We start from the raw sequence: 12616 nt of genomic DNA, 5'->3' as shown, positions 1-12616 counted from the left end.
CTGCTAAAGCTTAGAAACGATCGGTCAGCGCCATGCCGGGGTCGCTCACCGACGCGCGGCCGGTCTCCACATGGCCGGCGACGCGACGATAGAAGCTATCGTCGGTTTCGCAGGTGATGACGAAGTCATACCACAAGCCGGTCTTGCGCAGATTCCAGTACAGTTCCTTGGGACGGCCGTGGACTTCGACTTCCCACGAAGTGCCGGGACCGCCGAGGCCGGGGCCGGGGAAGAAGACCGGCTGACCGAAGCCGAAGCCGGGCGCGCGGAAGTCCGGCGCCCACCGGAAACCAGGCACCTGGCCGAAGCCCACAGGATGGAAGTCGGGACGCGGACCGAAGCCCGGGCACATCGGCTGATCCGCGGCGGCGACCGAAGCGCGGACGCCGAGCAGCGGCCCATAGATCGCGTTGGACTTCACCGTGAACTCCACCTCGCCGTGGCTGTGGCCGTCGTTGCGGAATTGCACGTGCAGACCACCGTCGTGGACGTTGTAGCCGACGAAGATCTCGGGGTTCGGCGCGTTCTTCTGCGCGACCTTGCTGAGGTCGCCCTTGAACTGGCGATGGAAGCCGTTGGGGCCGAGCACCCAGAGATCATAGAGGCCGTCGGCGCCCACCGTCCATTCGTCGTTCAGCATCTTGCCCGCCTCGACCGTGTAGCGGCGCGGGATCAGATCGAGGTGCAGCTTGTCGTAGACGTGGAACACGGCGCCTGCAAAGCCGGTGTTGGCGAACAGCAGCTTGACTTTGTTGTTGCCGGCATCGACCTGCGCGGTGGCGTGCAGGATGTAGGGCAGCGCGCGGGAATAACGCACGCCGGTCTCCTGGAACAGCGGCTGCGGCGTCGCCGGCGCGACGGGGGCCGGCAGCGTCTTCTGATGCGCATCCGAAGCTTGCCAGTTGCTCTGGTCGGGCAGCTCCGGGAAGCTCGGATCGTTCGGGCTCGCGAAATCGAAGGCGGAGGTGAGATCGCCAGAGATGGCGCGGTGCCAGGGGCTGATGGCGTCGACCTTGATGCCGAAGCGCTGCTCGAGGAAACGTCCGATCGAGGTGTGGTCGAACACCTGCGAGTTGACCCAACCCCCCTTGCTCCACGGCGACACCACATACATCGGCACGCGCGCGGAGAGACCCCACGGCCGGATGTTGCCGCTGATGGTGTCGGCGCTGTTCAGGACGTTGCCGACGGTGTTGGAGAAATACTCGCCATCGAGCGGCAGCGTGGCCTTGCCCATCAGGTTGTTGTTGATGTCATAGGACGGCACCGCCGGCGCGGGCAGGTGATCGAAGAAGCCGTCATTCTCGTCGAAGGTGAGGAAGAAGACGGTCTGGCTCCAGACCTCGGGGTTGGCGGTCAGGGCTTCCAGCACCTGGTCGGTGAAATTGCCGGCGCGCGTCGGGCTGCCGCCGCCGGGATGTTCGGAGTTGGCCTGCGTCGGCAGGATCCACGAGACCTGCGGCAGGGTGCCGGCCATCACGTCGGCCTTCAGCCGGTCCAGATAGTCCGGGCCGCCGGTCAGGCCGTGGACGTAGTTGGGATCGCCGGGCTGGGCATGGCGGAAGCTGGAGAACGCCAGACAGCCGTGCATGGCGCCGGTCCAATTGTCGTTCATGTCCTGATAGATGTGCCAGCTGACGCCGGCCTTGTTCAGCAGGTCGGGAAGGGTGTCCCAGGCGAAGTCGCTGCCGACATATTTGTAGTTCGGCTGGGGCTGCGGCAGGCCGTCCACCCAGGTGTGAGGGTTGGGCCAGCAGCGCAGGTTGTTGGGCTCGGAATCGTTGGTCGTGCAGTTGATGCCCTGCGCGCGCAGCGCCGGATTGAAGTTGGAGCCCGACCAGAACACGATCCGGTTGGGGTCGGTGCCGGTGGTGACGGAGGCGTGATAGGCGTCGCACAGCGTGAACGCCTCGGCGAGCGCAAACTGGAACGGGATGTCGTCGCGGCCGAAATAGCCCATCGCGTAGGGAGTCTTGTACTTGGGCCAGTAGCCCATCTTGCCTTGATTCCACGCGGGCTGGCTGTCGCCGAAGGAGTGCGGGGTGCCGTAGCCCACCAGCGCGTTCGAGGTCGAGGAATCGCGGTGATAGGGCGGGATCTCACGGGTGCCGTCGGACTGGAACCACACCGGCTTGCCGCTTTCGAGCGGGATCGGGAAGCGATCGCCGAAACCGCGCACGCCGCGCATCGTACCGAAATAGTGGTCGAACGAGCGGTTCTCCTGCATCAGGATCACGATGTGCTTGACGTCCATGATGGTGCCGGTCCGGCGCCGCGCCGGAATGGCCAGCGCCTGGCGGATGCTGGCAAAGGCAGCCGCCGCGGTGGCGCCCGCCAGAAAATTACGACGTGTAGTCATCCTGTATCGCCCTTCCCTGGGTTGAAACGGTTCGAAACGACGGATCGCGGTGTGCGCGCGTGTGGCGCACTGCGCGTCAGCGGGACGGGGCGTAGCAGCGGGAGTTGACGTGGGTGTGAATTTTTTATTTCTATGAGAATTTGCTATGAGATTTTCTCAGTATCGGGTATTCATAGGGAATTCGCAGGGTGGCAGGAGGAATAGAATGATCGCATCCGTGCGCGACCGGCCGGTGACATCGTCAGACAGGAGAGCGAGCCTTCGCGCGCGGACCGGAGCACAGCGCAGGTCGCGCCGGACACATCCGGCAAACAAGCAGCCATTGACATCACAACCGGCACTGCACTTCGCTCCGGATGATCTACCAAACGGATTCTCACGTGGTACGCGGGGGCGCGGGTGACACTTCCGACCTTGAATGCAGGACCGTCCGTGAACGGTGTCCTCTCCCGCGTGCGTGAATTGCAGACCGACCTTCCGCCGAAGGCGAGGCAGATCGCCGAGCTGATCATCGCGCAGTCCGAATCCTTCATCCACATGTCGATCACCGACGTCGCCGAGACATGTGGCGTCAGCGAAGGCACCATCGTCTCCTTTTGTCGTCGGGTCGGTGTACGCGGGTTTCAGGAGCTGAAGATCCTGCTGGCGCGGGATCTGATCGAGCCGGTGCGCCTGATCCAAGAGGATCTGCATCGTGGTGACGATCCGGCCACCGTCACCGACCACATCTTTGCCGCGCATGCCGCGTCGCTGCATGAGACGCGCCGCCTGCTCTCGATGGAATCCTTGGCGAAGGCGGCGAGCCTGCTGAGGGAAGCGCAGCGGATCGAAATCTACGGCATCGGAAGCTCGGCGCCGATTGCGCAGGATCTCTCCTACCGCCTGCTGCAACTCGGCCTTGCCGCGAGCGCCGTCGTCGATTCCCACGTTCAGGCGGTCAGTGCCGGGATGACCGGCCCGGCCATCACCACGGTCACCGTGTCTCACTCGGGCAGTACGGTCGAGACCGTGCTGGCGACGCGGCTGGCGCGCGAGGCGGGTGCCCGCACCATCGGCATCACGCGGCTCGGCAAGTCGCCGCTCGCCGCGCATTGCGACGTTCTGCTCTATACGGTCGCCAACGAAACCCGATATCGGCCGGAGGCCATGAGCAGCCGAGTCGCGCAGCTCGCCATCATCGACACCCTGGTCAGCTGCTGCGCCCTGACCGACACCGAGCGCTCCGTCGACCGGCTGCAGCACGCCGCGCGGATTCTGTCCGAGAAGCGGTTTTGAACGGCTGCAGCCGCTCCGATCAGTTCTGTGCGACCGCTGTTTTGTCGAGCGCCGCGCGCACGGCTCGCGCCAGTTTCTGAGCGTCGTCATTGGCCCAGAAATGGATGAAGAACATGCGCGGCTGCTCGTCCAGCATATGGCTGTGGATCGCGGTCACCTCGATATCGCCCTCGCGCAAGCTGCGGATCAGCGGATTGACCTCGTCGCCCGTCACCAGGAAGTCGCCGGTGATGGCCGCCTTGCCGTTGCCGGTCGGCTGAAAATTGATGCCGTTGGCGCCGCCCATCGCCGCGCTGACCGTCATGCCGCCCTCGGTGGCGGCTTGCCGGCGCGAGATGCCGAACTGGTAGACGCCGCCGACCGCCTTGCCTTTTGCGTGCATGGTCTCGTCGAGCTTTGCGGTGTCGAGATCAAGCGCCGGTGCGGCGCTGGCCGTCGTGGCCGGCGGCTCGAACGGGGTCTTGCTTCCGGTCGACAGCGCTTCGCGGATCGCCGCCGCCATCTTCTCGGGATCGCCGCGGCCGGCGACATGCATGTAGAACGTGGCGGGCGAGGATCGCAGCAGGTGGTTGTGGATGGCCGTAATCTCGAGGCCGCTGTTCAGAAGCTTGGTCATGACAGGCGTGATCTCGGTATCGAGCAGAACGACATCGCCCATCACCATCGCTTCACCATGCATCGGTGCGAAGGCGACCCAGCCACCGAGCGCGAGAGCCGGTTTGATCTCGACGCCATCGAGGGTGACGTGCAGGTCGGATCGCGGCAGCCCGTAACGGTGGACCTCGCCGCTGACGCTGGCGCTCTTCCCGAGGGCTGCATCCACCTTCTTCCAATCGATCGACTGAGCGGCGGCGCCGGGCAGAAGCGCGGCAACGGCCAAAGCGGCGATCATTCTCGTTATCGTCATCATGTTTCACTCCCGATCCTTGTCAGCCCCTTTCGTCAGATGACACCCGCGAAGCGGAGCAGGATGCCGGTGATGCATGAAGCGGCGAGGACGACGAGCATCCCCGCGTTGAAGCGGAAGATCGCAATTGCGGCCGCGACCGAAAGCGCGAGCGCCGGCAGGTCGACGCTGCGTAGCACCGGCGCATCGAAGGCCAGACCGAAGCTCTGGATCGCAACGGTCTGCCGGAACAGCGTATGCAGCGCGAACCATATCGAGAGGTTCAGGATCACCCCGACCACCGCGGCCGTGATCGCCGACAGCGCGCCTGCGAGCGCCTTGTTGCCGCGCAAGGCTTCGATGTAGGGCGCGCCGACGAAGATCCAGAGAAAGCACGGCGTGAAGGTGACCCAGGTCGCGAGCAGGCCGCCGAGCGTGCCGGCGAGGATCGGTGGCAATCCGCCGGCTTCGCGCAGCGCTGCCATGAAGCCCACGAACTGGACCACCATGATCAGCGGACCGGGCGTGGTCTCCGCCATGCCCAGGCCGTCGAGCATCTCGCGCGGCTGGACCCAATGATAGTATTCGGCGGCCTGCTGCGCGACGTAGGCGAGAACCGCGTAGGCGCCGCCGAACGTCACCAGCGCCATCTTGCTGAAGAAGATCGCGATCTGGCTGAACACGTCGTTGGGCCCGAGGCCGATGAGGAGCGCGAACACCGGAATGAGCCAGAGCGCGAGCCACACGGCCCCGACGCGCAGCGTCCTGGCCGGATTCGGCCTGATGTGATCGGGCACGGCTTCGCCGAGCATGCTGTCGATCGCGGCGGAGCTCTTCCCGCCGTGCTCGACGGGCGCGAACTCCGTCCTGCCGAGCCGCGCGCCGGCAAAGCCGATGGCGGCAGCGGCGATGACGATCACCGGAAATGGCGCAGCGAAGAAGAAGATGGCGACGAAAGCGATCGCCGCGAGGCCGATCATCACCGGGTTGCGCAGCGCCCGCTTGCCGACGCGCACCACTGCCTGGATGACGATGGCGAGCACCGCCGCCTTGAGCCCGAAGAAGAGAGCTTCGACGAAACCGACATTGCCATAGGCCGCATAGATGTAGCTCAGGCCCATGATCGCGAAGATGCCGGGCAGGATGAACAGGCCGCCCGCCACGATGCCGCCGACGGTCCGATGCAGCAGCCAGCCGATATAGGTGGCGAGCTGCTGCGCCTCCGGACCGGGCAGCAGCATGCAGTAGTTGAGCGCATGCAGGAAACGCGCTTCCGAAATCCAGTTCTTCTCTTCGACCAGGATCCGGTGCATCACGGCGATCTGACCGGCCGGCCCGCCGAAGCTGAGGATCGCTACGCGAATCCAGACCACGAGCGCTTCGGTGAAGGCGATCCCGTGAGCTTGGGCCTGCGGGGCGGCCTTTCGGTTTGCCGCGACATCGGTCATGGCATCGCCTTGTTGGTCGGCCAGTTGTGCGTCTCCTTGGTCGCGTCTCGGCACCAGCGATAGAACGCATCATAGAGGAGCAGGCCGGCATTCAGCTGCGCGAGATCGTCGTCGAACATCCGGGAGAGCCCGAGCGAGGCGGCGAGCAGCCCCGGCGCTTCCGGACAGAGCTCGAGCCGCGCAGTGTCCGCCGCGCGGACTATGGTGGCGAGACGTTCAAGGGCTGGCGTCGTCAGGCCGAATTCCTTCACCATGATATCGAAGGTGCAGAGCCCGCCGCGATGGCTCCAGAACACGTTCTCGATGTCGAAGGGCGTCGCCTCGAAGCGCTCGGCAACGGCTGCGACCTCCGACGAGGCCACGAACAGGAAAACAGCAGCAGGGTCGACGAAGCGCCGGATCAGCCACGGGCATGCGATGCGATCGATCTTGGGTCGCGCGCGCGTGACCCAGACGGTGCGGCCGTGCTCGTCCCGTTTGGGAATCTTTGTGATCGGGACGGTCGGGTGCTCGGCCTGGACCCAGCCGGCATGGCCGCCTTCCAGGATCTCGGCGGCGACGCCCGCGTAGCGCAGCCATGCGGCTGTGCCCTCGCTGAGCTTTTGGCCCCTCTCGCAGATGACGACGACGGAGTGCCCAGCAAGGCTTGGAGCCCACGATTGAACGTCGAGGTGCGAGTGCCGGCTCGCACCCGGGATCAGCCGCGGGTGTGCAGCAAAATCCTCGTCGGTGCGGACATCGATCAGCGCCGGCGCGTTGGACGTGCCGATCAGCCGGGACAGTTTTTCCGATGAGATGGAGGTATATGAAGTAGACATGCTGCGCCCTTTCAAAAATCAGGACGCGATACTTGGGCATGTCGCCTCGCGGGGAGATCGCAATCCCCGTGGACCTCATCAAATCGCCTTCGGCCGTCACTGTCAATGCAGTCCGGGCCGATGACGATGTCTTGAGGGATGCGGTTCCGCACGACAGGAGCCGCGGATTGAAACCGCCTGCTTCACATAGGTGAAGCGACGTCCATCACCGTCGGACAGGTGCGCGAACGATGATGGGTTCGCTTTCACCATCGGGCGCGAAGATAAAGCTGCGCCCGTCTGCTGAGCTCTTGCTGGCGCTTCCCGCGTTTCAAATGCGCCGTGCTCGGTGTTCCGGCTGCCTGGAGCGCCGACGCAAGCCGATCACTTGGTTCCGTGGATGAAGGCTTCCATCTCTTCCGGCGTGAGCTTGCCGTCCTTGTTGGTGTCCATGGCCTTGAAGATTCGTTCGTGAGCTGCCTGGAACTCCTGCAGCGAGAGGGTGCCGTCGCTGTCGGTGTCCATCAGGGCAAACATCACCCGCATGATGAGAGGTCGTGCCATCGCGCCGCGCCCCATCATGCCGCGCCCCATCATCTGTCCCATCATGCCGCCGCCCATCATGCTTCCGGGCCCCATCATCCCTCCGCCGTCCTGGCCCATGGGGGATGATTGCGTTTGCTGACCCGGTTGGGGTGTCGTCTGGTTCTGCGCCAAGGCGCCGGCGGTGCCGCACGCCAGCAGGAGAGCAGATGTCGTCAGTCCGAGGATGTGCCGGTACATCGAAGCCTCCTCAAAGGGTGATCACGTCCGATAATTCCATCCAAGTGGGATTGATCCTATCACGTTCCGTCAAGCCGCGCGCTGGGCTCATCGGCTATCGAGCGCTCCGCGTCCGATTTTCGGCCGCCGCGCCGCACAAGTCGCCCAGTCCATCTGCATTCGGGGCGTCTGCCAACGCCTTTCGTAGGAAGACTGCCGTTAGAGGTCGAAATTCGTGGGCATCATCACGACATCGCGAATGGTCATGCCGCGCGGCCGCGTCAGCATGAACATCACGACCTCGGCGACTTCGCCGGCCTCGAGCAGGCTTCCCTGGTCCTTCGCTTCCCGCAGCTTCTCGGCCGGCCAGTCCGCGAGCAGGGCGGTGATGACGGGACCGGGCGAGATCGAGCCGACGCGAATGCCGTGCTTGAAGACCTGGCGCCGGACCGTCTGGACGAAGCAGTTGATGGCCCATTTGGACGAAGCATAGACCGGCTCCCAGGGCGTCGGAAAATGCGCCGCCAGCGAGCTCGTGACGATGATGTCGCCGGTCCGGCGCGCGATCATATGCGGCAGCACGTCGTGCACGTTCTTCATCACGACGTTGACGTTCAGGTTCAGCATCCGGTCGATCGCCGCGCTGTCGGCATCGACCAGGTCGCCGCCGACATAGGTTCCGGCATTGGCATGAAAGATGTCGAGCTGACCGGCCTTCTCCAGGACTCTCGGCAGCAGCGTCGCGCAATCCTTCGCGTCGAGCAGGTCGATGACGAGCGGGATCGCCGCATCGCCATGCTTGGCGCACAGCGCGCTCAGCGCCGCTTCGTCGCGGTCGATCATCACCACGCGCGCGCCTGCAGCCAACATCGCCTCGGTACTGGCCAGCCCGATGCCCGAGGCAGCCCCGGTCACGGCGGCAACCTTGCCTTCCAGTTCTCTCGCCATACGTTTCCGTCCCTTTCCGGTCATCAATAGACCTTGTGCAGTATAGCAGCACCGCAAGGCGCTGTCGGGAGCCGCACTGCCGGCGTCTTGGATGCGGTCGGGCGATGTCTCGCAACAGGCACGTAACCTTTTGGCGCGTGCAGCGAACCACTGAGCAGGCGTGCCGATGGCCGCCAGATCACCTGCATATCCGCAGGCTGAACCCGGAAAATGGAGGAACACGCATGTCCAATCGCACGCTGTCCGCACTCATCGTCAGCGCATTTGCGGTCGCCGCCGGCACGCTCGCCGTCACGTCCGCTTCCGCCGAGATGATGCCCAAGGGCGACATGGAAAAGATGATGAAGGCCAAGCAGGCCGAGACCATGAAGGCGATGAAGGACGGCAAGATGGAGAAGTGCTTCGGCGTTGCGCTCAAGGGACAGAACGACTGTTTTGCCGGGGCTGGCACGACGTGCGCGGGAACGAGCACGGCGGACTATCAGGGCAATGCGTTCAAGCTCGAGCCGAAAGGTACCTGTACGACGATGCAGACGCCGAAGGGGCCGGGAAGCCTCGCCCCGAAGGCCTGAGACGCAGCGGGCGGGCTGTGCACGGCCCGCCTCATCTCTCGATCGGAGTCTGCACGTGTCACGCTCGCAATTCCAGGCGACTGGCCAGATACCTGCCCGCGGAGGCGTCGGTCTGAAGGCCGAGCATTACCGCGGCATCGTCGAAACCTGGCCCGACATCGGCTTCTTCGAAGTCCATGCCGAGAATTACATGGGCGCCGGCGGCCCGCCGCACCGCTATCTCACGGCGATTCGCGAGCGCTATCCGCTGTCGCTTCACGGCGTCGGACTATCGATCGGCGCCGATCGCCCGCTGGATCGCGCGCATCTCAGCCGGCTTCGGCACCTGATCGATCGCTACGAGCCGGGGCTGTTTTCGGAGCATCTGGCCTGGTCGTCGCACGACGCCGCCTTCTTCAATGACCTGCTTCCGGTCCCCTACACGACAGAGACCATGATCCGCATCTGCGCCCATATCGACGAGGTGCAGAGCGCGCTTGGTCGCCGCATGCTGCTCGAAAATCCCTCGACCTATGTCGCGTTCGCCGAGAGCAACTGGTCAGAACCCGCCTTCATTGCCGAAATCGCGCGCCGCACCGGCTGCGGACTGCTGCTCGACGTCAACAACGTTCATGTCGCGGCGACCAATCAGCAGTGGGATCCGCTTGCGTATCTCGACGCCTATCCGCTCACGCAGGTGATGCAGATTCATCTCGCCGGACATGCGCGCGAAGTCGACGAGAACGGGCAGCCGCTGCTCATCGACACGCATGACCGTCCGGTCGACGACATCGTCTGGGCGCTGTACGCACGCGCCGTGCGGTCGACCGGCGCGGTGCCGACGCTGATCGAGTGGGACGCCGATGTGCCGCCATGGCCTGTGCTCGCCGCACAAGCCAGCCGCGCCGAGGCGCTCATGCTTCTCCCTGCGACGGAGGTGGCCTGTGATGCCGCCGCTTGCTGAACGTCTCGACGGCTTTGCGCGCGCGCTGCTCGATCCCGAGCAGCCGGTGCCGGCCGGTCTGGTCGGACCGGACGGCAGGCCGAGCCGGCGACGGTTCGGCGTCTATCGCAACAACGTCGTGGTCGGCTTGACGCACACGCTGAAGGACGCCTATCCGGCGGTGCATCGCATCGTCGGGGCGGAGTTCTTCCAGGCCATGGCGCACCACTATCTGGTCTCCGAGCCGCCGTGCTCTCCGATCCTGCTCGACTATGGCGCCGGCTTTCCCGCCTTCATCAGCGGCTTTGCACCGGCCTCGATACTGCCGTATCTGGCCGATGTCGCACGGCTCGAGCGCGCCTGGATCGAGGCCTACCATGCGGCCGAGGCGGAGCCGATCGCGCCCGCAGCCTTCGCCGCCATCGCGCCGGCCGATCTGCCGGCACTTCGCCTGCGCTTTCACCCGTCGCTGCGGCTCATCGATTCCCGCTTTCCCGTGCTCACGATCTGGCAGATGAATGCGGCCGGAGGTATTCCTGGCTCTGTGGATATTGACGGAGGAGGAGAGGCGGTTCTGATCGTCCGTCCCGACGCCGATGTGGTGGTCCGCTCGATCCCGCCGGGCAGCTTCGATTTCGTCCAGGCGGTCGTGGTCGGCAAATCGATGCTGGCTGCGCTGCAAGGCGCGCTGCGCGCCGATCCCGGTTTCAACCTCGCCGGCACGCTCCACGACCTGATCCAGAGCGGAGCCGCGATCGGCTTCGACCTCGAGCCGATGGCGGGAACAGCATGAGCGCGGCCGCAACCAGCCCGGCGCTCGCGCTCCTCGTGCAGGAGGCTACGGATCGGCTCGCCCGCCTGGCCTGGATCGCGGCCCCGCCGGTGCTGCGCGTTGCGCTGGCGGTCCCGTTCTTCAGATCCGGCCTGACCAAATGGGACGGAGTCCTGTCGCTGTCGCCGGCCGCGATCTATCTGTTTGAGGATGAGTTTAAGCTGCACCTGTTCGGGCGCGCCTACGACTTTCCGTGGCCTGCCGCATTTGCGTATTTCGATGGCGTCGCCGAGATCGTGTTGCCCGTGCTGCTGATGGCCGGGCTCGCAACCCGGATCAGTGCGCTTATGCTGCTTGTCATGACCGCAATCATCCAGCTCGTCGTCCCTGAAGGCTGGGCCAATTTTCATCTGCCCTGGGCTGCAATGATCCTGGCGATCATCGCCTTGGGACCGGGGCCTCTCAGTCTCGATCATCTCGTCGCATCGTTCCGCCGGAAGGCCGAGGCGCTGGATGAGCAGTGACCCGAATGGTCCCGCGCCGCGGCTGAGGCTCGTCACCGCGGATGATCGCATGGGCGTCGAGGTCAAGCCCGGGCGGCGTGCGCTCGATTGGGCGATCCTGATGGCGCATGCCCAGGACGGCGATCGCGTGGCGTATCAGCGACTGCTGCAGGAGATCTCGCCCTATCTGCGCTCGCTTGCCGCCCGGCGCTGCAACGACCGCAGCGACATCGAGGACGCGGTGCAGGACGTCCTGTTGACCATTCATTCGATCCGGCACACCTATGATCCGACAAGGCCTTTCGCGCCATGGCTGGTGACCATCGCAAACCGCCGCCTGATCGACCGGATGCGACGACAGATCCGTCAGCGCGGGCGCGAGATCGCGCTGGCGCCGGAGCATGAGGTCGCTGCCGAGCCCGAGACCGGCGTGGAGGCAACGCCCGATCGCCGCGAGCTCGAGCGTGCGATCGATATTCTCCCGCCGGCGCAGCAACAGGCCGTGCGGCTGCTCAAGCTGAAGGAGCTGTCGCTCAAGGAGGCCTCGGCGGCGACCGGAATGTCCACGACCTCACTGAAGGTGAATATGCACCGCGCTCTGAAGAGCCTTCAGAAGCTGCTCATGCCGCGGGACGAGCCATGATCAAGACGACCGATCTGATCGACTCTCTTGCGACCGACATGCGGCCGGTGAAACGGCTGCGACCGCCGCTGCTGCGCGCGTGCGGCTGGCTGCTCGGGGCGGCCGCCGTCGTGGCGCTGCTTGCAGTCAATCAGGGGATCCGACCTGACCTGGCTCAGCGTCTGCACGATACGCCCTTTGTCATGAGCCTCGCCGGCTCGATCCTGACCGGCGTGCTGGCCGTCATCGCGGCGTTTCTGGTCAGCCTTCCCGACCGCTCACGATTGTGGATGCTTCTGCCGCTGCCCGCCCTCGTGCTTTGGCTGTCCAACATCGGTTATCAGTGCCTCACGGACTGGGTCTCGATCGGCCCCGACGGAATGAGCCCGGGAGAAGCCGCGAGGTGTTTCACGACGCTCCTGGTGACGAGCCTGCCGCTGTCGCTCGCCTTGCTCGTGATGCTGCGTTATGCCGCCCGGCTTCGTCCGACGATGGTCGCCCTTATGGGAAGCCTTGCCGTATCCGCGATCACCTCGACTGCCCTGGCCCTGTTCCATACCATCGATGCCACGGTGATGATCCTGATGTGGAATCTGGGAACGGCGGCCCTGCTAATGGGGGCGGCCGCTCTGTTCGGCCGGCGGATGTTTCTCTGGGTCGCGCCGCGCGCGTTCGCTCAGGATTGAGGTCGCGCGCGGCGCGACCCGCTCTGGCCGGGCAGGTGGCGAGCGTAACCTTTGCCGCGGCCGC

At 65.1% G+C, this 12616-nt stretch carries 13 protein-coding genes; 7 read left to right on the top strand and 6 right to left on the bottom strand.

Annotated features, from left to right (window positions below; translation table 11 throughout):
- Window positions 1–10: 10 nt before the first annotated feature.
- Complete coding sequence (locus tag QXZ85_RS03145; RefSeq protein WP_315700644.1) at window positions 11–2359, bottom strand: phosphocholine-specific phospholipase C; 2349 nt, start codon at window positions 2357–2359, stop codon at window positions 11–13.
- A 432-nt stretch (window positions 2360–2791) separates the two neighbouring features.
- Here QXZ85_RS03145 and QXZ85_RS03140 point away from each other — a divergent pair, with 432 nt between their 5' ends.
- Window positions 2792–3634 (top strand): MurR/RpiR family transcriptional regulator, encoded by an 843-nt coding sequence (locus tag QXZ85_RS03140; RefSeq protein ID WP_315700643.1) that lies wholly within the window; start codon window positions 2792–2794, stop codon window positions 3632–3634.
- A gap of 19 nt (window positions 3635–3653) precedes the next feature.
- Here QXZ85_RS03140 and QXZ85_RS03135 read toward each other — a convergent pair whose 3' ends face one another.
- From QXZ85_RS03135 to QXZ85_RS03115, 5 genes are all read right to left on the bottom strand, one after another.
- Entirely contained in the window at window positions 3654–4541 is an 888-nt protein-coding gene (locus tag QXZ85_RS03135) for a DUF1259 domain-containing protein (RefSeq protein ID WP_315765438.1), read from the bottom strand.
- Window positions 4542–4576: 35 nt separating this feature from the next.
- The gene (gene chrA, locus QXZ85_RS03130) at window positions 4577–5968 is read right to left on the bottom strand and encodes a chromate efflux transporter (RefSeq protein WP_316173436.1); all 1392 of its coding nucleotides are present in this window, start codon (window positions 5966–5968) and stop codon (window positions 4577–4579) included.
- Window positions 5965–6786 (bottom strand): sulfurtransferase/chromate resistance protein, encoded by an 822-nt coding sequence (locus tag QXZ85_RS03125; RefSeq protein WP_315807069.1) that lies wholly within the window; start codon window positions 6784–6786, stop codon window positions 5965–5967. Before QXZ85_RS03125 ends, chrA begins: the two co-directional genes overlap by 4 nt.
- Window positions 6787–7149: 363 nt before the next feature.
- Window positions 7150–7548, bottom strand: a complete 399-nt coding sequence (locus QXZ85_RS03120) for an EF-hand domain-containing protein (RefSeq protein WP_315767370.1) — start codon at window positions 7546–7548, stop codon at window positions 7150–7152.
- A gap of 198 nt (window positions 7549–7746) precedes the next feature.
- Complete coding sequence (locus QXZ85_RS03115; protein ID WP_315700638.1) at window positions 7747–8475, bottom strand: SDR family oxidoreductase; 729 nt, start codon at window positions 8473–8475, stop codon at window positions 7747–7749.
- Window positions 8476–8699: 224 nt separating this feature from the next.
- Between QXZ85_RS03115 and QXZ85_RS03110 the strand changes: the two genes are divergently transcribed.
- From QXZ85_RS03110 to QXZ85_RS03085, 6 genes are read left to right on the top strand one after another with little or no spacing between them, the layout of a single operon-like run.
- A complete protein-coding gene (locus tag QXZ85_RS03110; protein ID WP_315700637.1) occupies window positions 8700–9047 on the top strand; it encodes a DUF2282 domain-containing protein in 348 nt (115 codons plus the stop codon).
- A gap of 55 nt (window positions 9048–9102) precedes the next feature.
- Window positions 9103–9990: a DUF692 domain-containing protein gene (locus QXZ85_RS03105; RefSeq protein ID WP_315700636.1), complete on the top strand. Its 888-nt coding sequence runs from the start codon at window positions 9103–9105 to the stop codon at window positions 9988–9990.
- Entirely contained in the window at window positions 9974–10762 is a 789-nt protein-coding gene (locus QXZ85_RS03100; protein WP_315700635.1) for a DNA-binding domain-containing protein, read from the top strand. Before QXZ85_RS03105 ends, QXZ85_RS03100 begins: the two co-directional genes overlap by 17 nt.
- The gene (locus QXZ85_RS03095; RefSeq protein ID WP_315700634.1) at window positions 10759–11265 is read left to right on the top strand and encodes a DoxX family protein; all 507 of its coding nucleotides are present in this window, start codon (window positions 10759–10761) and stop codon (window positions 11263–11265) included. Before QXZ85_RS03100 ends, QXZ85_RS03095 begins: the two co-directional genes overlap by 4 nt.
- Window positions 11255–11887 (top strand): sigma-70 family RNA polymerase sigma factor, encoded by a 633-nt coding sequence (locus QXZ85_RS03090; protein ID WP_315700633.1) that lies wholly within the window; start codon window positions 11255–11257, stop codon window positions 11885–11887. The genes QXZ85_RS03095 and QXZ85_RS03090 overlap by 11 nt, the downstream gene beginning before the upstream one ends.
- Window positions 11884–12552 (top strand): DUF1109 domain-containing protein, encoded by a 669-nt coding sequence (locus QXZ85_RS03085; protein WP_315700632.1) that lies wholly within the window; start codon window positions 11884–11886, stop codon window positions 12550–12552. The genes QXZ85_RS03090 and QXZ85_RS03085 overlap by 4 nt, the downstream gene beginning before the upstream one ends.
- Window positions 12553–12616 lie beyond the last annotated feature (64 nt).

Origin of the sequence: Bradyrhizobium sp. SZCCHNGR1005, from assembly GCF_032489995.1 — a bacterium.
Lineage (GTDB): Bacteria > Pseudomonadota > Alphaproteobacteria > Rhizobiales > Xanthobacteraceae > Bradyrhizobium.
The sequence above is the reverse complement of the archived record's forward strand: the minus strand, read 5'-3'. Positions and strand labels throughout refer to the sequence as shown.